We start from the raw sequence: 20,210 nt of genomic DNA, 5'->3' as shown, positions 1-20,210 counted from the left end.
TATGGTGTATGTGAATCATTTTCTGAACATACTGGCAAAGATTGGTTTGAAACGCAAATGAATGAAAATAATGAGAGTGAACGGATTGCTAAAAGGTTAGCGCGTGCTGGCGTTGCTTCACGCCGCGATGCAGAAATGATGATTGTTGCAGGTCGTGTTTCTGTGAATGGTACAGTTGTAAAAACGCCTGCTTTTAATGTTAGCCGCTCTGATGTTATTAAAGTTGATGGCAAGCCTTTACCCCCTATAGAACGAACTCGTTTATGGCTTTACCATAAGCCAGCAGGGCTTGTCACCACGAACCGTGATCCGGAAGGCAGACCTACAGTATTTAGTCATTTACCAAAAGGAATGCCGCGCGTTCTTTCTGTTGGAAGACTTGACATTAATACGGAAGGGCTTTTGCTTTTAACCAATGATGGTGGCTTAGCACGTGTATTAGAGCTTCCTGTAACGGGGTGGGTTCGCAAATATCGCGTTCGTGCCCATGGAAGAGTAAAGCAGAGTGCGCTGGATAACCTTAAAAATGGTATTGCGATTAATGGTATTTTCTATGGTTCGATTGAAGCTTCAATAGAACGGGAGCAAGGGTCTAATATATGGCTTTCTGTTGCTTTGCGAGAAGGGAAAAATCGTGAAATAAAGAATGTTTTAGGGGCGTTGGGATTATCAGTTAATCGTTTAATCCGTGTCTCTTATGGTCCATTTCATCTCTCTGATTTAGAAGAAGGAGCTGTACAAGAATTAAAAGGTCGGATGTTACGAGATCAGTTGGGAGAGCGTTTGATTATGCAAGCTAATGCAGATTTTGATGCTCCTATTCTGAAACCATTTTCAAATTCTCCAGTTGTTACCGAAAAGCAAAGCCAGAAGGATGTTTCTATTGCCAATGATGGTTGGGTTTTCTCAAGTGAAAGAGCGATGAGGAGAAGGTCGAAAGATGGTTCTGTTGAGCATGGTCGTGGACGATTAAATACAAAGTCTCATGAAAATATGAATAAGGGGAAAAATGAGGAAGGAAAAGCGGAACGTTTTCTCCCGCGTTCTCGCCGTGCTAATGTTTGGATGGCTCCTGGTGCACGTCCGCAGAGTGCACGGAAGAAGTCTTCCTATAGTGAAGATAAATCGCATGATCATAAAAGTGATTTGACTGATAAAAAATCTTTTCATCGGGGCAAGGAAAAACGAAAAGACAATCACGTGCAGAAAGAGAAGGGGCACTTACAGAAAGAGAAGGGGGGAAGTTTTGTTCAAAAAGGTGGCAAAACACCTTATGATGAGACACATAGCTTTGGGAAGAAAGATCGCTTTTTAAAGGATAAAGAGAAAATGATAAAAGATGGTTCTGATGGACGTTCTTTTGAGAGAAAGGACAAGGTCAAATCATTTAGTGGTGCTATGAAAAAGTCTAAACCACATCGTGATGGTGCAAAAACTTCAAAGCGATTTGGAGGGCCACGTGCGGATCATCGGCGGTAAATTTGCTGGGCGTGTTTTGTTTTCCCCTATTGATCAGTCGATTCGCCCAACGAGTGATCGTACACGAGAAAGCCTTTTTAATATTCTTTCTAGCCGTGAAGAACAATTTTGGACCAATAAACGCATTCTTGATCTGTTTGCGGGTACTGGTGCTCTTGGCATTGAAGCACTTTCACGTGGAGCAAAGGCTGCTGTTTTTGTTGAGAACTCGGTTGAGGGGCGTGGAATTCTTCAAAAAAATATCGAAGCCTTTGAATTACAGTCGATAGGACGGATTTTGCGTCGTGATGCAACCAAACTTGGTAATATTGGAACAATGCTTCCATTTGATGTTATCTTCGCTGATCCTCCCTATCGCCGTTGCTTAGGTGAACGAGCTTTTATAGAGGCTTTGCGAGGGGGGTGGGCAAAAGCTGATACACTTTTCATACTTGAAGAAAAAAAGGATACAATAATTCATTTACCTGACGTCTTTTATCTAGATGATGAACGTTTTTACGGTGAGACAGCAATACGTCTTTATAAATTACGATCGCTTACATCCTGAGAAAGTTTTCTATCCGGTAAGGACAAAAAGCGCTTTTTACAGTTTTCTTTATTTTATATCGTTCTTTTAAGGTTAAGCAGAAAATCAATAAAAGATTCTAACGTTAAAGAAATTGATGAATTTTGATTTCATGATATTTTTTGTTTCAAGGCCTCATTTTTTTAAGCTTTTTTATAGCTCTAAGGGTAATCCTTTTACCATATATGCTCTTTAATAATATTGAGAGATATCCTCTAATCTTTTGTTCAATTCCAAATTACATTACAAGTTCAATACATTATCAAAGCTTTAGTGTCTTATGAGCTACCGATGCATATTTCTTCTTCAATAGGAGATATATTACACGACAATAGTTATGATACCTTTTTGTTTTATTTCTTTTGGTGACACCTTAATTATCAACAGATAAAAATTTTTATCTATGTCGTCTATATTGATATCTTAAATGGTGTGTAAATTTTATCTTTGTTATTGTATGAAATTAAAACAGATATCTTTATTTAAGGTAGACAATATTGTTCATTTATTAATGAACATTTGTGCGTTTATTTTATTAATATCGCTTGTGGATTTACTCATTCCCTATTAAGGACACTTCAAAAGATTAAATATCCTATGTGCAGCTTTAAGCGTAATTTATATATTATTCTTTGTCATTAAAAATAAATGATTTTGTAAAAAAAGGGGAGAATATCATGTTTAAATGGACACATAGTGAAGAGATTAACACACAAGCAAGTGCAGAGCAGATTTGGTCTATGTGGGAAGATGTAGCATCATGGCCTTGTTGGGATTATGAACTTGAATGGGTAGAACTTTCTGGTGCTTTCAAAGAAGGCGCTGTAGGACGTATGAAACCTAAAAAAGGACCAACAGTAACTTTTACACTTGATAAAGTTATAAAAAATGTTTGTTTTTCTGATTATGCTAAACTTCCTCTTACACGTATGAGTTTTGATCATGAATATATTTGTTCAAAAGAATCTGGTTTTTCAAATAACAAAATTCGTCATACTGTAACGATGTCTGGTTTACTTTCTCCTTTCTTTGGAATGATTATTGGATCAAAAATTAAATTACATCTTCGCGATGCAATGATTGAAATGAGCAGACGTGCTCTTACTAAAGATAAAGCTATCTGATGTATCTACATAAAGAAGTTGATCTAGTTGTGAGTGTAGATTTAGCTTTTAGAAATGATAAGGTTTCATGAGAAATCTTGAAACTAAAGAGATTTTACGACATATTACTTCTTTTCATAAAGAAACTAAAAGGAAATGATTAAATTGCATTAAAAAAAGAATGCATGAAATGTGCATAATTTTATAAATAAACATACAAGAGTTATATTCTGATTTGTATAAATTTGTCAGAGTGCTTATCAAGGTAAATAATAAAATATTTTAGGGAGACTATAATGCCTGACAAGAACCAGATTGAGAAAGCTGTTTCATTGGTTGAAGCAGCAAAGCGTTCTGGGGCGGATGCTGCTGATGCGGTTATTGTTTATACACATTCCACCAGTGTATCTGTTCGTTTTGGGAAAGTCGAATCGACAGAAGCAGCCGAGAGCAACGATTTTACTCTAAGGGTTTTTGTTGGAAAAAAAGTCGCCAGTGTTTCTGCTAATTTAGCGTCTTATCCGCAAGAACTTGCAGAACGCGCTGTTGCGATGGCTAAAGCTTCTCCCGATAGTTTGTTTGAAGGTTTAGCAGATAAAGAGTGTTTGGTTAAGCATCCTAAAGATCTTGATCTTTTTGATGATTTTGTACCCAGCAGCCATTTTTTAACGGAAGATGCGCTAAAAACGGAAGCAGCAGCTCTTGATGTTAAAGGTGTAACCAATTCTGGCGGCGCTGCAACAGCTTATGGCCATAGTGGACTTACTCTTGTGACCAGCGATGGTTTTTGTGGAGCCTATCGTTCCAGTTTTTTTTCACGTTCTTGCAGTGCTCTTGCGGGAGAAGGGACACAGATGGAACGGGATTATGATTATACAACAGCCTTACATTTTTCTGATTTAGAGGCTGCAGAAACTGTGGGAAAGAATGCAGGACTTGGTGCTGTTCGACGTTTGGGGGCAGTTCGTGCAGCGACAGGGGGCGTTGATGTTATTTTTAATCCGCGCACCGCTCGCGGGATTGCAGGGCATATCGCATCTATGGTTAATGGAGCCTCTGTAGCGCGTAAAACGAGTCTTTTACAGGATTTTTTAGGTAAGTCAGTCATGAAGTCTGATGTTAATGTCACCGATCAACCTTTGCGATTGCGTGGAAATTCTTCCCATCCTTTTGATGGAGAAGGGGTAGAGGGGCAAACACTTAATATTATTGAAAATGGTATTTTAAAAAACTGGCTGCTTTCATCATCTACAGCACGTGAATTGGGGCTTAAAACAAATGGACACGGTACACGTTCGGGGGCGTTGGTGCAGCCGACACGTACGAATTTTGCTATTGAGCCAGGTCTAGTATCGCCTTGCGATATGATCAAAAGTTTGCAGAGTGGATTTTATGTGACAGAATTATTCGGCCATGGCATTGATTTTGTTACCGGTCAGTATAGTCGTGGTGCCTCTGGTTTTTGGATTGAAAATGGTGAAATTGCTTATCCGGTGAGTGAAGTAACGCTAGGCTCTGATTTGCTCCATATGTTAGCACATTTAACACCTGCCAATGATATTGATCGGCGTTATGGTACAGCAGCTCCAACATTGTTAATTGAAGGGATGACACTTGCAGGAAAATAACACGCATTATTCTTCTGATTTAAATCTTTTGCGTGACGTTTGTCGAGAGGCAGGAGATTTAGCAATGCGCTATTTTGGATGCACGTTGGATGTTTGGATTAAAGAGGGTAATTCCCCGGTCAGTGAAGCAGATTTTGCTGTTGATCATTTTTTAAAAGAGAAACTTCTTGGAGCACGTCCAGATTATGGATGGATTTCAGAAGAAACAAAAGATAATCGAGAACAACAAGGTTATGAACGCTCCTTTGTGGTTGATCCTATTGATGGAACACGTGGTTTTCTTTCAGGGAGTCCTTATTGGTGTATTTCGGTTGCTATTATTGAAAATGGGCGTCCTATTGTGGGTGTTCTACAATGTCCGGTTCAAGGAGACGTTTATGCAGCTGTTACGGGCGGAGGGGCAACATTAAATGGGATAAAACTTCCTCGTTTAGCCTCGAAAGCTCATCGAAAATATAAAGTTTCGATTGATAAATCGCTCGCACAAAAGTTACCAGATGATTTTCTCAATCGAATCAGTCTTTACCATTATCTTCCTTCTCTTGCTTATCGTATTGTTCTTGTTGCTCAAGATGAGATTGATATCGTATTGGTTCGTCCCAATTGTCATGAGTGGGATATTGCCGCTGCTGATCTTATTTTGCAGGAGTGTGGGGGGTGTTTTTTATCGCTTGATGCCCCTTTACTATCTTATGGAATTGAACCTTATCAATATGGACTTTTAATTGCTGGTAAAAATAATTGCTGTCAGGATATGATAGATGTTGTTCATCAAGCAAAGTTAGTTTAATCACATAAAAAAGCGCTAAAATTATCTGAATGATATGGAGGCACATATGACTGAAGCCAACGAAAAAAAACAATATTTACACCTTGTATTTGGTGGTGAATTAAAAAATCTTAAGAGTAATCAATTTAAGAATCCTGATGATTTAGATGTGGTTGGTATTTTCTCAAATTATCAATCTGCTCAAGAAGCATGGCAGGCAAAAGCACAAAGCAGTGTCGATAATGCATTACAACGCTATTACATTGTAGACTTGCATCAGTTTCTTGATTCTGAATCAAGCGAAGCAGAGTAAAGCTTGAATAGTGATAATCTGTCGATTGCCTTACATTTCTTGATCGTGCTTTTATCGGTATGTTCTTTAAGTAAAATAGAATGCAGAAAAACAGAAAATGCCTATTTTAAAGAATTCATATGCTTTTTTAAAAAAGTATTTCAGAGGACATGTGACGTTGATTTTATAACAATACGAATGAAGGATATAACAAAAAATATTTCATGGAGTGTGTAAGATCCAGTTTGCATTGTCATCTGTACACTTAATAAAAATGCAAGATAACCCACAAAGTTATTTACAACAAAAGTATTATAGTGACGAAATATTGCTCAAAGCCTCTGATTATAATACTGCGAATAGTCACTGTGCTTTTGAAGGGGATATGAGACATTAATACGTTACAACTGATAAAAGAGTCGCATCGTTAATGAAGTCAATCGCTCCTTTGTTTGGGATTATTGTCAGTCCTACTTACTCATTAGAATGGTTTCAATAAGTTATAATTGTAAACTTAAAAACCATGAAATCATGAGAACATTACCGAAATTGGAAGTTTAGAGAAACTGAATAAATTTATGAAGTTAACTTATCTCATCAAAGCTTCTTGAGGACTCATTTAAAATGACAATTGATAAGTTAATCATTTTATTCAGTTAATTATATACAATCATAAAAGGAATATTTATCTGCCTTTTCTCAAAAAGATGGGGTAAAAATTTAAAAAATCTTATTTTAATTGCTTTAAGATTTACAAGAAATTACCTCTTAAACAAGATTAAGCTTTTCTCAGTTGCCTTTAACAGATTATATCATAATCTAAAGTTATAGCTCCAGTCCCTTCGAACATTCTATTTAAAGGTTAGTCTTACATATTTATTTTATTTATATAGGTCGTAATATCTATACATTTTTTATTAACAACACCTAAAATATCTAAAAATAAATTATTTTTTAAGAGGTCTGAAAAAAAACTGATAAAACCTATGTCATCAATTGTATTGTGTTTATCCGTTACATTTTTAAAATTATAATCTATTGAAATATAATCTTATTATTTTTGATTAAGATTTTTTTAGGATACAGAATGAAATAATAAAGCCAATATAAAGGAATAACGAATACAGTTTCATTAAAGTGGATTTTAAAAATGTGTATTTATTTTGATAAGAAAATATAACAGAAAGATGGGAATAAAATTGTATATCTTTTTCTTTAGTATCTTCAATTTTCTCATGGAAAAAATGTTTTTTATCTAAGATATAGATGGTATTAAAAATATGGATGCCCCCAATAGTGTTGATAAATTTTTTAACAAAATAAGCCTATAGATATATCAAGACAGCTGGATGAGGTGATTTTAAATGGTAGAATTAAAGGCACATGCGGCTCTTTTAACTTATCGAATCATTGGTTTTTGCTTATGTCCTGTTATTCCTTTTTATTTGTTCTTTCGTGCAATCCGTGGAAAAGAAGAATGGTGTCGCAAAAAAGAGCGTTTAGGGAAAAGTTCTCTTGCACGTCCCCAAGGTTCATTAGTTTGGTTGCATGCAGCAAGTGTTGGAGAAACACTTGCACTTGTTCCACTTATTAATCATATTTTATCATTAAAAATCAATGTCTTGTTGACAACAGGAACTGTGACATCTTCCTCTCTTGTGAAAAAGCATTTTGGTAACCGATTGATTCATCAATATGCTCCTTTGGATTTAGATTTTGCAGTGCGCCGTTTTATTCGTCATTGGAAGCCTGATCTCGTTTTGATTTGTGAATCAGAAATTTGGCCTTTGCGTATTAAAGAGCTTGCCAAAATGCATATTCCGCAGATTTTGGTTAATGCCCATATGTCTGAACGTTCTTTTAAAGCTTGGCAAAAGCGGCGTTTTCTTGCCAAATATATTTTTAAAGAGATTGATTTAGCCATTGGACAGAATGAAAGGGATGTCACTTATTACCATACACTTGGTGTAAAGTCTGTTACGTTTTCTGGTAATCTTAAGGCTGATGTTTTTTTGGTTGAAGATAAAGCATTGCTTGCACGTTATCGTAATGCTATCGGCAATCGCCCAGTTTGGGCAGCGGTTTCAACCCATGAAGGGGAAGAGGAGATTGCTTTTGAGGTTCATAAGATTGTTAAAAATTACTTGCCAGATTTATTAACAATTATTGTTCCTCGTCACCCTGAACGTTTAGAAGATCTTATTAGGAAATGCGATAATCAAAGTTTACGTTTTATTCGTAGAAGTAGAAATGCTATTCCAGATATGAATACCGACATTTTATGGGGAGATACCATTGGAGAAATGGGACTTTTTCTTCGCTTATCGAAAGTTTCTTTCGTTGGTAAGTCGTTATGTGGAAAGGGGGGACATAATCCATTGGAATTGGCTTTGCTTGGATCCGCTATTTTGACGGGGCCTCATGTTTCAAATTTTCAAGAGATGTTTGAAAAATTTTTAGCATGTGATGCAGCATATATGGTTCAAGATACAAAACAGCTTGCGATTCAGGTCTATAGGCTTTTAACAAATGAAACATCGCGACAAGAAATGGTTGATAGGGCTCATGAAGTGGCAACAGCTATGGCAGGTGCACTTGAGAGAACATTAAAGATTTTAGATCCGTTTTTACAACCTCTTGTCATACAAACAGGTTTAAGTCAGTGTCAGGGTAGATATGCCTATTAGTGCTCCTCATTTTTGGTGGAAAAATAAAAGTTTTTTGCGTTTGTTATTCACTCCAATTTCATGGGGATATGGTTATTTTTCACGTCGTTTTATGAAAAGACAGCCGCCCGTGATTGATCTTCCGGTTTTATGTATTGGAAATTTTACATGTGGTGGTGCGGGTAAAACGCCGGTTGTTATTGCTTTTGCCAAAGTGGCTAAAGAACTTGGTTTCATCCCTGGTGTTGTATCACGTGGTTATGGTGGAAACGTTAAAGGAGTGCATCTTGTAAATGAGAAGTATGATACTGCACACGATGTTGGAGATGAGGCCCTTTTACTGGCACGGCATGCTTTTGTCACTGTATCGGCTAATCGTTATGTTGCGGCACAGCGGTTGAAAAAAGAGGGATGTGATCTTATTTTAATGGATGATGGTTTTCAAAGCCGCCGCCTTTATACAGATTATGCGTTACTTGTTGTTGATGCGCTGCGCGGTTTTGGTAATGGCGCTGTCTTTCCAGCAGGACCTCTACGTGTACCATTAAAAACGCAGTTTTCTTTTATGGATAGTGTTTTATTGATTGGTGATACAGATGCGTATGAGAATGTTTCTTTCCTTGTTGCGCGTACTGGCAAGCCTTTGCATCGTGCTCATCTTAAGGCCAATGCCTCTGATGCGGTTGCAGGAAAATCATTTTTGGCATTTGCAGGGATCGGCAATCCAGATAAATTCTTTCAATCCATTAAAGAGTTGTCTGGTCATGTGGTGCAAACTTATATCTATCCAGATCACTATTTTTTCACCGATAAAAATTTAACAAGCCTTATACAAAAGGCTCAAATGCACAATTTATGGCTAGCGACAACTGCTAAAGATTATATCCGTATACAGACAACTCATGAGCAAAAAGATTTTAAAAATCTTATTGTTTTTGATGTGGATGTCGATTTTGTTCAAAAAGATTTTTGTCATATGCTCCTTGAGGAGGTCATAACGCGCTTTAAAAAACGTTCCCTTGAATTAAAAAGTAAATGCTAAATTTATAGCTTTAAAGGGGTCACTTTTCTTGTGTTTCTAACAATTTTTTGAGATATGGATTACATTCAAGTTCGCGCTGATAGGAAATTTCACAACTGGCATATGCTTCTTGCCGGTGATGATTCCAATATTTTAAATCATCGATAGGGATTTTCTGTCCGCTAACAGCACAAATGGTATAGGTTCCGTATTCTACAATGTCATATCCGTTATTAGAATAACGAACTTTTGCTTCGCGTTCACCATTAGAAAACATTTTAATTCCTTTTTACTTTAATATGATTATTTTAAAAAATGCCATAAGATATATTATAAAATCAAAAGTGGATTAAAAAATATTTTCTTATTCAAAATAATAAGAGCTTATTTTCTGCCAAAAAGCCGTTCTATATCCGCTAATTTGAGTTCAATATAAGTCGGGCGGCCATGATTGCATGTACTTGTGTTGGGTGTTGCTTCCATTTGTCGTAACAGTGTATTCATTTCTTCGGGACGTAAAAGGCGCCCTGATCGTATTGAACCGTGGCAAGCCATCGTTGCTGCAACATAATCAAGCATTGCTTTTAAATTATTTGTTGTATCATATTCAGCGGCTTCATCGGCAAGATCTTTAATAAGGGCTTGTACGTCGATCTCTCCTAACATGGAAGGTGTCTCGCGTACAACAATCGCTCCAGGCCCAAATGGTTCTATCCCTAATCCAAATTTTTTCAAAGCCTCTTTGTGCGTTAAAAGGCATGTTGCTTCCTCTTCAGAGAGTTCTACGATTTCAGGAATGAGTAATAATTGCGAAGGAAGTGGTTTGGCATAAAGTGCATTTTTGAGGGCTTCATAAACCAACCGTTCGTGAGCTGCATGCTGATCGACAATAATCAAACTGTCTTGAGTTTGCGCGATAATATAGTTTTTATGGATTTGTGCTCTAGCCGCGCCTAATGGATAAGATAATTCTTCTGATGAAGGTATCGTGCTTGGAATATAGGCCTCTCCACTTGGTGTATTTAAGCCCTCCATAAGAGGAGCAGCGTCTTCTTTAAAACCAAAAGAGCTTGTTGTATCCAAGGGTTTGTGCATCATTGAAGCGGCGGCAGAATGATAAGGATATGGGCTATAAGAAGAGGATTGGGCAGCGTTTTTAAAATTTCCCAAAGGCTGTTGTACCAATGGTTTTTGTGTTTGAAAGGCTGCGAGCATTGCTTCAGAACGGGTTGAAGTAGGACGAATACCAGCGTGTTGTAATGCTTCACGAATGGCTCCAACGATTAAACCACGAATTAATCCTGGATCACGGAATCTGACATCAGCTTTGGCTGGATGGACATTAACATCCACCTCAGCAGGTGGAAGGTCAATAAAAAGAATAGCGACAGGATAACGATCGCGTGTCATGACATCAGCATAAGCCCCTCGGATAGCACCCCATATAAATTTATCACGCACGGGACGCCCATTAACATAAGCAAATTGGTGCAGGCTGTTATTTCGGTTGAAAGATGGCAAACAAGCAAACCCCGTTAAGCGTACGGATTCGCGTTCAGCATTAAGTGCAATACTGTTAGGAGCAAATTCTTTTCCCATAATTTGGGTAATACGTTGTAATTGTCCTTGAGTATTATTTTCTGTCGCAGACAGTTCTATAGAGGTTCTGTCTAGTCCTGAAAGAGAAAAGCGAATATGTGGAAATGCGATAGCAATTCGCTTAATCATATCACTAATCGCATTTGTTTCAGCACGATCAGTTTTCATAAATTTTAATCGTGCTGGCGTGACAAAGAAAAGATCGCGAACTTCAACAATTGTTCCCAGATTTGCAGCGGCTGGTTTGGGGCCTACAATTTTCCCTGCTGTAACGGAAATTTCAGCAGCATTCTCGGCTTCTTTTGTTCGTGAAGTGAGTTTGAGTTTTGCAACAGAACCAATAGAGGGGAGGGCTTCTCCTCGAAATCCAAGAAAGCAGATATTGTGCACGTCATCGGTAATCTTTGAGGTACAATGGCGAGAAACGGCCAAAGTTAACTGATCTGCCGGAATCCCACAACCATTATCACAGACTTTGATAAAATTTTTGCCACCATTTGCTGTAATAATTTCAATGCGCGTTGCACCAGCATCAATAGCATTTTCAACAAGTTCTTTGACAACATTTGCAGGCCGTTCAATAACTTCACCAGCGGCGATTTGATTAATAATATTTTCGCTAAGATGGCGTATAATCATAATAAATTCTAACAGGGCTCTTAAGGGGTTTATGGAAAATTATGATAACATCATTTGTGCAACATTCAAGAATAAGAGGGGTTGAGAAGTATTATTTCTAAACACTTCTTATTTTTTTCGAGAGCGTATTGTGCTAAATGTCTTTCATTATTCGAAGTATTAACAAATTAGTTGGAAAAAATAGAAAAATCGTTTTTATCATCCTAAAATAGCTTGCACCAATTTATCATCTAGGCCAAAAAAGAAATAGTATAATAAAGGGAAGGCAATATACATGGCGTGTATGAGCGGTATTTTAGCAGATAGTGATATACAAGCTTTGATTGATAATAACTTTCTCAAAGCTCAGTATCCATTTGATAACTCTCAAATACAACCTGCAAGTTTTGATCTTCGTTTAGGAGAAAAAGCTTATCGTATACGTGCTTCCTTTATGCCGGGGCTTGATGTAAAAGTTTCGGATAAGCTTGAACGGTTAAAGTTACATGAGTTTGATTTACAAAATGGTGCTGTTTTGGAAACGGGCTGTGTTTATATTGTTCCACTTTTGGAAAATTTGGCCTTACCGGAATCTTTATCGGCGATTGCCAATCCAAAAAGCTCTACGGGACGATTAGATATTTTTACACGGGTCATTACGGATAATGCTCAAGAGTTTGATAAAATTTGTGCAGGCTATCATGGTCCGCTTTATCTGGAAATTAGTCCACGAACATTTCCAATTTTGGTGCGTACAGGCTCGCATTTATCACAGCTTCGATTTAGAAAAGGACAAAGTTATTTAAATGAAATTGAGCTGCATGCTTTGCAAAAGCAAGAAACGCTGATATCGGATGATCTTCCTAATATTAGCGCTGGTGGTATTGGACTTTCCATTAATTTAAAAGGAGATGAAAACGGGCTGATAGGTTATCGTGGTAAACATCATACAAGTGTTATTGATATTGATAAACGTGCTGTTGCTCACGTTTTAGATTTTTGGGAACCACTGTTTGATCGTGGTCAAAACGAACTGATTCTTGATCCTGATGAATTTTACATTTTAGTTTCACGAGAATCTGTTCATGTGCCTCCGCTTTATGCTGCAGAAATGACCCCCTTTGATCCATTAGTGGGTGAGTTTAGGGTGCATTATGCAGGTTTTTTTGATCCAGGATTTGGGCATAGGGAAGCAGGAGGAAAAGGAGCAAAAGCGGTTTTAGAAGTGCGGAGCCATGAAGTTCCATTTATCCTAGAGCATGGTCAAATTGTTGGCCGTTTGGTCTATGAGCATATGCTTAATCGACCCTCCACCCTTTATGGACAGGATGTTGGTTCACATTATCAAGCACAGGGTTTAAAGTTATCCAAGCATTTTAAACAAGCATTTTAAATGAGTTAAAACGATAAATTTTGATAAAATGCAGTAGGAAATGCCTTTTAAGGAGAATTTTTTTCACAAGACTTGTTTTATCATACATGCTACTTTTAGTCTCCAAGCTTATGACATACCTTGTGTTTGAGAAGATATGAGGGATATTTTTTAGATTTTTTTACCCATATGAGCTTCGTTCATGATGCGAAAAAGAATAGTTTTAAATGTTTTATTGTCAAAAGATTTAAAATGAAAGAACTTGATATAACGGTGATGTCTTTGCTTTTTAAAACAAACATGTAAGCTTTCGATTTTGCTATTAACTTCATTTTTTCAGGATATAAATGCCTAGTATATTTTATTCCGTATGAAATTGCTTATTAAGAGCCAGTAAATAATTTTTATCTTTTTTGGGAGGATGTTTATAATTAATAACAATGGTTTCTTTATTCTTATACACGATAATGTAAAGAATCTTTAAGAAGGAGAAACGACTTTAAATTATCATGAATAAAGTGGTGAATTAGGAGCTCTCTAAGAAATATTTTTTTACAGAAAGTATAATATTTCAATTGTACATGAACAATATATGCGTAAATCCGTTATTGATATCGCTCCATACTGTGAAGTTTTAAATTTGGGAAAGAGAAAAAAAGACGTTGTTTTTATCAATGAGTTTTTTTAGAAAGTTGCAATCCCTGTTACCTCTATTTTTCAATTTGGGGAGATTATCGAATGGGAGGGATAAGGGGGGCTCTTGTATATTTTAGAATGTCTGCTCTTTGTCATTTAGGAATAATGGTGCCATCAATGATTATTTCTTCAACATTTGATTATCGCAAGGCAGCAAAGCGTCGTCTTCCTCCTTTTCTTTTTCACTATATTGATGGTGGAGCTTATGCTGAAGAAACGATGCGGCGTAATTGTACAGATCTTCAAGAACTTGCACTGCGTCAAAGGATTCTAAGGCAGATTGGTGTTGTTGATCTTTCCACCAAGATTTTTGATCAAAAATTCGATTTGCCGATTATACTTGCACCCGTTGGGCTAACAGGCATGTATGCACGCCGTGGCGAAGTGCAAGCAGCACGTGCTGCCGTTGCAAAAGGCATTCCTTTTACCCTATCTTCAGTTTCAGTTTGTTCCATTGCAGAAGTACAGGAAGTGGTTGGAGGGGAATTTTGGTTCCAGCTTTATGTTCTCAAAGATCGCGGTTTCATGCGTGATGCATTAGAGCGGGCTTGGGCATCTGGTGTCCGCACGTTGGTTTTTACAGTTGATATGCCAGTTCCTGGTGCACGTTATCGTGATGCGCATTCAGGAATGTCTGGTCCTTATGCTGGGTTACGCCGCATTTTACAAGCTTTTACGCATCCACATTGGGCTTGGAATGTTGGCATTATGGGGCGTCCTCATGATCTTGGAAATGTTTCTACTTATCTCAAAAAGAAGATTGCATTGGACGATTATGTTGGTTGGCTTGGAAAAAATTTTGATCCATCAATTGGTTGGCATGATCTGCAATGGATTCGAGATTTCTGGAAGGGAAAAATGATTCTAAAAGGTATTCTTGATCCAGAAGATGCGCGAGAAGCAGTACAATTTGGTGCTGATGGGATTGTTGTTTCCAATCACGGCGGACGCCAACTTGACGGTGTCTTATCAACGACACAGGCATTACCCGCAATCGCCGAGGCTGTAAAGAATGATTTGGTTATTTTAGTGGATTCTGGTGTGCGTTCTGGGCTTGATGTTGTACGCATGATCGCACAAGGCGCGGATGCTGTTATGATTGGTCGTGCTTTTGTTTATGCGCTTGCAGCAGCAGGTGAGAAAGGTGTTGCTCACCTGCTTGATCTTTTTGCCAATGAAATGCGGGTAGCTATGACATTGACTGGTGCCCAGACACTCAAAGAGATTACACGCGAAAGTTTAGTGAATACAGATGTCTTTAAGCAATAAAAGTCATATTTTATACTGCTTTTAGAAAAAGAAAGCTCTGTTTATAGAAGAATATATCTTATGTCATTGCTAACATAGTTTTCGTTATAACTTTTTGACTTATTCTATAATTTGCCAAAGCACATGGTTTCCATTACAGATTGACTCTCCCGGTCTTCCTAACGGTATAAATTTACAGACAATATCCTGCTCCATAAGTAATTTTGCAATGGTATCTCCCCCCCCATGAATGCTATGCTCTTCACAAACAATGATCGATCTATAGGATTTGATAATAACTCTGTTGAGTTACATCATCTCTCACAAATGCCTGAGGGGCCATAGCAGAAATTAGCTATGAATTTCATAATGAATATAGTTCGGTGATTCATAATAATCCTCAAAAACACATCAATCACTTATAGAAAGAAAAAAGTTTGATAAGTGAAGAGAGAAATATTGGAAGGAATGTGCTGAAGGATTTAGAGAATAAAAAACAGAGACTTATAAATAATTTATGGAGAATAATTGATGAAAGCCTATACTTTAGCTGATGTTGCAGTATTAATTGATAAAGTGAATAAATATGATAGTGATACTATCAATGTTTGTTTTGGAGAAAGAGAAAGGATAGGTTACCTAAGTTTAAAGCAGTTTTGTAATATATTTAAGCTTACTATTTTCACAAGTTCTCTATGGCTGTTATAATTTTTATAGGCACCGCAATCATTTTTCATTTTCATAAGATAAGTTATAAATAAGATAATTGCGATTTGTTGTTTTTTATGAAAATATCTAGATAGAGACTGATAATTATAGGGATTAACAAAATCTCTTTCAGTAAGCTTTTGTCAGTTCTTTTTAGACCCTATATTTCATTTCCAAATGAAAAAATTAAAAACGTTACATTTCAATATATTAATATTTTATAAACCTTCAAAAAACAATCTATAGTGATACTATAAACCTATACATACAACTAATAATATATTTTTAAGTTATTTTGAGAATCCTGTCAGAATTTTTTGAAAAAAGTGAAATAATACAAGGTGTTTCTGTCAAAATCTAACAAGTTAAATTTATATTAAACATAAAAAAACACCGCGACAAGTAAGCAGAAAGGGCTTTAGTAACGAGAAGCAAAGTGTATAAAGATACGCAAGGATATGATCCATATCATTTTATAATTCAATAAAAAATAAAAATTAAAGAAAAAGCCTCAAATAAAAATCAGGGGAGTCTCAAAGGTTACTCCCAAAGGAGAGACAGGAAATACATAAAAAAGTACAGGAAAAGGTAGGTTAGGTAAGGATGATACCATAGATTATCAGTAGTATCTATAAAGGCGTTTCCTCAAGGTGAATATTGTAATGCAGAAAGAATGTGATTGAATGTTCGAAAAAACATATAGGTCTTGGTTTTTCATTGTACACATCACAATAAGTGACGTGAAAAGGGATTTTGATCTGTCATAAGGACTTTTTTTAAAGAAGTTACACAGACGGTTTTTGAAAGTAAAAAATCTGAGTTAACAGATAAAGGAAAAATGGTTCTTGGTGTCTTCCACTGGAATTGTATATGATTCCTTATATGGGGATCTTACCGATAGGAAAATTAACAGCCAATACCGTTCGCAATATTCTTGTATCAATTTATCATGAAAAAGCAAATATAGTGAGAAAGTATTGATTTTATCTCCAAGAGCATTACGCTAAAAAAAACTAAACACCGTCATTTATAAATTGCATAACAAACCAATCCCTGTACATTGTCGTAGATTGATGTCCTTTAGTGCTTGCACCTTAGATAGGTTTTTCTTGAAGATAGCTCTTTTTTTATATCATAAGCTCTCTGAACGGCAATCACAGGGGGATCTATAATATATTTTTATATTTTTTCATCTTTTCGGGATAGATAACCAAGATAACGTTAAAATATATTGATATACTCAATCACTTTACGCAAACACGACGAGTTAAATTCTTTGGTTGTAAATCGAGTATCTTGGTTATTACAATTAAACGCAATAAACCATCAAACTATTTTAATCCTTTAAGTTCAACTGCTTTTAATTTAATGTATTTATCTTTGAAGCTTTTTTATTGCTGAATATTTCAGGAATTGCATTTTTATCACTTTACTTTCGTGTATGTTTCCATCCACATAAGCGTTCACCTTGTTCGTTATGTTTTAGAATATCTCTTGCTAAATTGGGGCTCATGACTTTAATGTCTTGTCGATTCAAATAAATTGGCAACCATCCAATACAAGACATTCGTTCATTCGTCGCGCAACCAGTTAGAAAGCTTAGCGCGCACATCAGCATCACTTTTCTTGTTAATTTCATTTTCTACCTCAAGCCGTGTTTTTGCTACCTTAAAGGCTTCTTTTGTTTGTTTTTGCTTTTCAACTTTTTTTCCAATAAAAAAGGCTTTCACTAAAGCTATAAAAAAAGCTGCTATGATTGCTGATGTCATCGTTAGATATTTTTTTATCCATAAAATCATAGGCGGTGTTCCTGAAAACGTTTAGCAATATATATCATAGCCGTACAAGCCGCCAAAATCATAATGCCTGCTAAAACCCATTGGACAGGACCATTTCCTGCAAAAAGGCCTCCAAGTCCCGAAAAAGAACCTATGATTGGTGCAAGAGCCTCTACTTTGCAGATACCTGTTACACCTTTTGACTCCACGACATGATAGTTGGGGGAAACATGAGCCCCTTTCGCCCATAATCCTGCTTCAGCTGCTCGACGATTAACAAGACCTTGGATACGTTTTCCTCCTACTCTTGTCCATTTTTGTAATTCAGCTGGTACTGCTTCATATTCACCTTTATTGAGCTTTTTCAAAAGAGTAGAATTACAAAAAGCTGTTATTCCTACATTATAGCAAAATGATACTAATGCCGCGAACTGTTCATCGCTTAAAGGAAGGTTCACGACTTTTTCAACAACAGCCTCACACTCTTTCAAGTCTTGATAAAGAATTTTTTCAGCTTCTTTTTCTGTAATCTGCAGGTCTTTATGGACACTTGGAGCACCAGCAGCACTTGTATGCCCATAACCAATTGTCCATATACCACCGGAGTCCTCATAGGCTTTTAAACGCAAACCTTCCAATTGCTTAATTAGTGCAATTCCTTCCTTTGATATTTTTCGCATTATCCTTATCCTATAAAAAACGAAATAGTGAAAGAATCTAAATAGCTAAACTTCTATAATGGTTTCTACTAAAATCCATATCGTTTTCTTCATTGAGGCAAAGACGAAACAAAGATTATGCTAATAACTATTCATTCTTGCAGCAATTAATATCCGCCTAAATAAAAGAACTCTGCCTAAATCCAACTGATAATCAGATGAATTATATTCATAAACTGTTACAGTTTATCCAGAATTATTTTATAAAACCTACTTGAAAAACTCGATGCTTCTAAAAAAGAAAAGTTTCTCCAATAAAAAACAAAAAATATAACAATTAACAAAATAATAGGTATTGATTTTAAATAATTGTAAAACCCATAATTAAACACCATAGAAATTTTCTACAAAAAACAAAAAGATGTATTTTATTTAAAATATATATCTTAAAGGTTTTTTTAGAATCAATATAACGAATACATAATGTGGTACACATATTTAATAAAAAAATCTATAGCCAATTTAATAATTCTTTAATTTTCTTCTAATTGCTTAATTTTCTTAAAAAAAACACCGTTATGAAAGATTTTGAACAAACTTTTGCATCAATTTCTTTATCAATAAAATATATTTATATAAAACCATAATGGATATTTTTTTATTCTCTTATAATCTGTTTCCAACGGAAACAATATATTAATGGGGCCTATTCAAGATATGGGACAATGATATTTGATAGTTTTGTAAAGAATATTATTTTGTAATAAAGTCGAACAATAGTCCTACTTATGTATTTTCCCATATGAAACAAGCTTTGATCTTTTTCATATGAAGTGTTTTATGGGGGAAATAGTATACTCTTTGTTTGGTGTTGTATTAGCTAGTTTTTTAGCAATGGCTTAAATAAATCAATCAAACTTTTGAAATCTTTTTAGGGGCAATAGTACAAGAGATACAAAAGATTTTGACAAAAGCCGTTTGAAGTTATGGAGGTATCTTCAACTATATCTATATGTCAAAAGATAATCTTTGATAATTCTGGTAGATATGTCATACACCATAAATATGCACAGCTTTTAGTGTGTCCACAACAACGATTCGCAATTGGATTCTACAAGAGGAAGCTTGTTAGAGTTATATAAGTAAGGTGCGGCCGTGTGGTAGTAAAAAAGAGATATTAGCCTTTACTCCAAAGAAAAATACGGAGAAAATAACAACAAATTAGATAAAATTGTATAAACTACAATAGGTGGTTTAAAAATGCTATTTAATTAAAAAACTATACATCTCAATGTTCTAAAAGAAAAAAACGGTGCCGCATGCCGGATTCGAACCAGCGACCCCATCATTACGAATGATGTGCTCTACCAACTGAGCTAATGCGGCATAAGCTTATAGTTTAATAAGGCAAAACCAATTCGAGGGTAATAACCAAAAGTACGCATAAAAGCAAGTATGCATTTTTTTCAATAATTTATAATGTATGATAATCATTGAAGTAAAAGAGAGGAATGCAAACGTTGAAAGCAGGTCAGTGTTCTTCGAACTTAATGCTATAAAATGCTTTTTAATTTACAATCTTTTTTAAATTAAGAAGTCAGAAGAAAAACACATCATTCAGGTGAAAGAAAGATGTTAGGATATCTTCGTAAAAATCAAAATATTTGTTGATGATCATACTCAAATCGTACATTCGACTATAATCAAAGTGTGTATTACCTTATTCCAAGTAAAAATATTTTAAAGTTTAATTATTATAGGGGGATTTATCCATGAAACGCATTGTTTTCGCGACAGCTTTGTTTTTGGCTTTTTTTCAGTATTATCTCCAATAGCGGTTAAGGCACTTCCGGCGGGAGGTAGATGGGGAAATGAGAGAGATAAGGTAGTGGCAAACATTATAAACGGAACAGAGATTGAATCGGCGGGGAAAGAAGTTTTTAGAAAGCTTATTTGTTCTTGAAAGAATTATCCTCTTTAAATATGACCATATTTTCTTTTCTAAAGAG

The 20,210-nt window shown here is 35.9% G+C and carries 15 protein-coding genes, 1 tRNA gene and 1 pseudogene; 11 read left to right on the top strand and 6 right to left on the bottom strand.

Annotation, left to right across the window (positions count from 1 at the left end; all coding sequences use genetic code 11):
- The first annotated feature begins 57 nt into the window (after positions 1-57).
- The 8 genes from AC6ER8_RS07135 (at position 58) to lpxK (ending at position 9,544) form a co-directional block, all read left to right on the top strand.
- Complete coding sequence (locus tag AC6ER8_RS07135) at positions 58-1,479, top strand: pseudouridine synthase (protein WP_497078009.1); 1,422 nt, start codon at positions 58-60, stop codon at positions 1,477-1,479.
- Positions 1,460-2,026, top strand: coding sequence for a 16S rRNA (guanine(966)-N(2))-methyltransferase RsmD (gene rsmD / locus AC6ER8_RS07130; RefSeq protein ID WP_497078008.1), 567 nt, complete (start codon positions 1,460-1,462; stop codon positions 2,024-2,026). Before AC6ER8_RS07135 ends, rsmD begins: the two co-directional genes overlap by 20 nt.
- Positions 2,027-2,721: 695 nt before the next feature.
- A complete protein-coding gene (locus AC6ER8_RS07125) occupies positions 2,722-3,168 on the top strand; it encodes an SRPBCC family protein (RefSeq protein ID WP_497078007.1) in 447 nt (148 codons plus the stop codon).
- 275 nt (positions 3,169-3,443) lie between these two features.
- A complete protein-coding gene (locus AC6ER8_RS07120) occupies positions 3,444-4,775 on the top strand; it encodes a TldD/PmbA family protein (protein ID WP_497078006.1) in 1,332 nt (443 codons plus the stop codon).
- Positions 4,762-5,565, top strand: coding sequence for a 3'(2'),5'-bisphosphate nucleotidase CysQ (locus AC6ER8_RS07115; protein ID WP_497078005.1), 804 nt, complete (start codon positions 4,762-4,764; stop codon positions 5,563-5,565). The genes AC6ER8_RS07120 and AC6ER8_RS07115 overlap by 14 nt, the downstream gene beginning before the upstream one ends.
- Positions 5,566-5,611: 46 nt before the next feature.
- Positions 5,612-5,857 carry a DUF4170 domain-containing protein gene (locus AC6ER8_RS07110; RefSeq protein ID WP_497078004.1) on the top strand — a complete coding sequence of 82 codons (246 nt, stop codon included), beginning with the start codon at positions 5,612-5,614 and terminating at the stop codon, positions 5,855-5,857.
- 1,343 nt (positions 5,858-7,200) lie between these two features.
- Complete coding sequence (gene waaA, locus AC6ER8_RS07105) at positions 7,201-8,523, top strand: lipid IV(A) 3-deoxy-D-manno-octulosonic acid transferase (protein WP_497078003.1); 1,323 nt, start codon at positions 7,201-7,203, stop codon at positions 8,521-8,523.
- The gene (gene lpxK, locus AC6ER8_RS07100; protein ID WP_497078002.1) at positions 8,513-9,544 is read left to right on the top strand and encodes a tetraacyldisaccharide 4'-kinase; all 1,032 of its coding nucleotides are present in this window, start codon (positions 8,513-8,515) and stop codon (positions 9,542-9,544) included. Before waaA ends, lpxK begins: the two co-directional genes overlap by 11 nt.
- Positions 9,545-9,563: 19 nt before the next feature.
- Here the strand turns inward: lpxK and AC6ER8_RS07095 are convergent, their stop codons facing one another.
- Positions 9,564-9,800: a DUF2093 domain-containing protein gene (locus AC6ER8_RS07095; protein ID WP_142415857.1), complete on the bottom strand. Its 237-nt coding sequence runs from the start codon at positions 9,798-9,800 to the stop codon at positions 9,564-9,566.
- A gap of 107 nt (positions 9,801-9,907) precedes the next feature.
- The gene (gene mutL / locus AC6ER8_RS07090) at positions 9,908-11,761 is read right to left on the bottom strand and encodes a DNA mismatch repair endonuclease MutL (protein WP_497078001.1); all 1,854 of its coding nucleotides are present in this window, start codon (positions 11,759-11,761) and stop codon (positions 9,908-9,910) included.
- A gap of 274 nt (positions 11,762-12,035) precedes the next feature.
- On the opposite strand from mutL, the gene AC6ER8_RS07085 reads away from it, so the two are divergent.
- The 3 genes and pseudogenes from AC6ER8_RS07085 to AC6ER8_RS07075 form a co-directional block, all read left to right on the top strand.
- On the top strand, positions 12,036-13,133 hold the full coding sequence (locus tag AC6ER8_RS07085) for a 2'-deoxycytidine 5'-triphosphate deaminase (RefSeq protein WP_497078000.1): 1,098 nt from the start codon (positions 12,036-12,038) through the stop codon (positions 13,131-13,133).
- A 792-nt stretch (positions 13,134-13,925) separates the two neighbouring features.
- Positions 13,926-15,077, top strand: a complete 1,152-nt coding sequence (lldD, locus tag AC6ER8_RS07080; protein WP_497079664.1) for an FMN-dependent L-lactate dehydrogenase LldD — start codon at positions 13,926-13,928, stop codon at positions 15,075-15,077.
- Between the two features lie 510 nt (positions 15,078-15,587).
- Positions 15,588-15,665, top strand: a pseudogene (locus AC6ER8_RS07075) (SMI1/KNR4 family protein); the annotation flags it as partial.
- Between the two features lie 1,528 nt (positions 15,666-17,193).
- Here the strand turns inward: AC6ER8_RS07075 and AC6ER8_RS07070 are convergent.
- The 4 genes from AC6ER8_RS07070 to AC6ER8_RS07055 form a co-directional block, all read right to left on the bottom strand.
- On the bottom strand, positions 17,194-17,403 hold the full coding sequence (locus AC6ER8_RS07070) for a hypothetical protein (protein WP_497077999.1): 210 nt from the start codon (positions 17,401-17,403) through the stop codon (positions 17,194-17,196).
- Entirely contained in the window at positions 17,336-17,563 is a 228-nt protein-coding gene (locus AC6ER8_RS07065) for a hypothetical protein (RefSeq protein WP_497077998.1), read from the bottom strand. Before AC6ER8_RS07065 ends, AC6ER8_RS07070 begins: the two co-directional genes overlap by 68 nt.
- A complete protein-coding gene (gene bgtA / locus AC6ER8_RS07060) occupies positions 17,560-18,222 on the bottom strand; it encodes a gene transfer agent endolysin BgtA (RefSeq protein ID WP_497077997.1) in 663 nt (220 codons plus the stop codon). Before bgtA ends, AC6ER8_RS07065 begins: the two co-directional genes overlap by 4 nt.
- Positions 18,223-19,514: 1,292 nt before the next feature.
- Positions 19,515-19,587 (bottom strand) — tRNA-Thr (locus AC6ER8_RS07055).
- Between the last annotated feature and the right edge of the window lie 623 nt (positions 19,588-20,210).

It is taken from the genome of Bartonella sp. SL320, from assembly GCF_059687635.1.
This window is presented reverse-complemented; position numbering and strand designations above follow the sequence as displayed.

Bases quoted from the DNA above. Each gene is read 5' to 3' on its own strand.
- AC6ER8_RS07070 (WP_497077999.1), bottom strand. From the start codon at position 17,403: ATGAAATTAACAAGAAAAGTGATGCTGATGTGCGCGCTAAGCTTTCTA.
- AC6ER8_RS07125 (WP_497078007.1), top strand. From the start codon at position 2,722: ATGTTTAAATGGACACATAGTGAAGAGATTAACACACAAGCAAGTGCA.
- AC6ER8_RS07110 (WP_497078004.1), top strand. From the start codon at position 5,612: ATGACTGAAGCCAACGAAAAAAAACAATATTTACACCTTGTATTTGGT.
- AC6ER8_RS07095 (WP_142415857.1), bottom strand. From the start codon at position 9,800: ATGTTTTCTAATGGTGAACGCGAAGCAAAAGTTCGTTATTCTAATAAC.
- AC6ER8_RS07120 (WP_497078006.1), top strand. From the start codon at position 3,444: ATGCCTGACAAGAACCAGATTGAGAAAGCTGTTTCATTGGTTGAAGCA.
- mutL (WP_497078001.1), bottom strand. From the start codon at position 11,761: ATGATTATACGCCATCTTAGCGAAAATATTATTAATCAAATCGCCGCT.
- lldD (WP_497079664.1), top strand. From the start codon at position 13,926: ATGATTATTTCTTCAACATTTGATTATCGCAAGGCAGCAAAGCGTCGT.
- AC6ER8_RS07135 (WP_497078009.1), top strand. From the start codon at position 58: ATGAATGAAAATAATGAGAGTGAACGGATTGCTAAAAGGTTAGCGCGT.
- lpxK (WP_497078002.1), top strand. From the start codon at position 8,513: ATGCCTATTAGTGCTCCTCATTTTTGGTGGAAAAATAAAAGTTTTTTG.
- bgtA (WP_497077997.1), bottom strand. From the start codon at position 18,222: ATGCGAAAAATATCAAAGGAAGGAATTGCACTAATTAAGCAATTGGAA.
- waaA (WP_497078003.1), top strand. From the start codon at position 7,201: ATGGTAGAATTAAAGGCACATGCGGCTCTTTTAACTTATCGAATCATT.
- AC6ER8_RS07085 (WP_497078000.1), top strand. From the start codon at position 12,036: ATGGCGTGTATGAGCGGTATTTTAGCAGATAGTGATATACAAGCTTTG.
- AC6ER8_RS07065 (WP_497077998.1), bottom strand. From the start codon at position 17,563: ATGATTTTATGGATAAAAAAATATCTAACGATGACATCAGCAATCATA.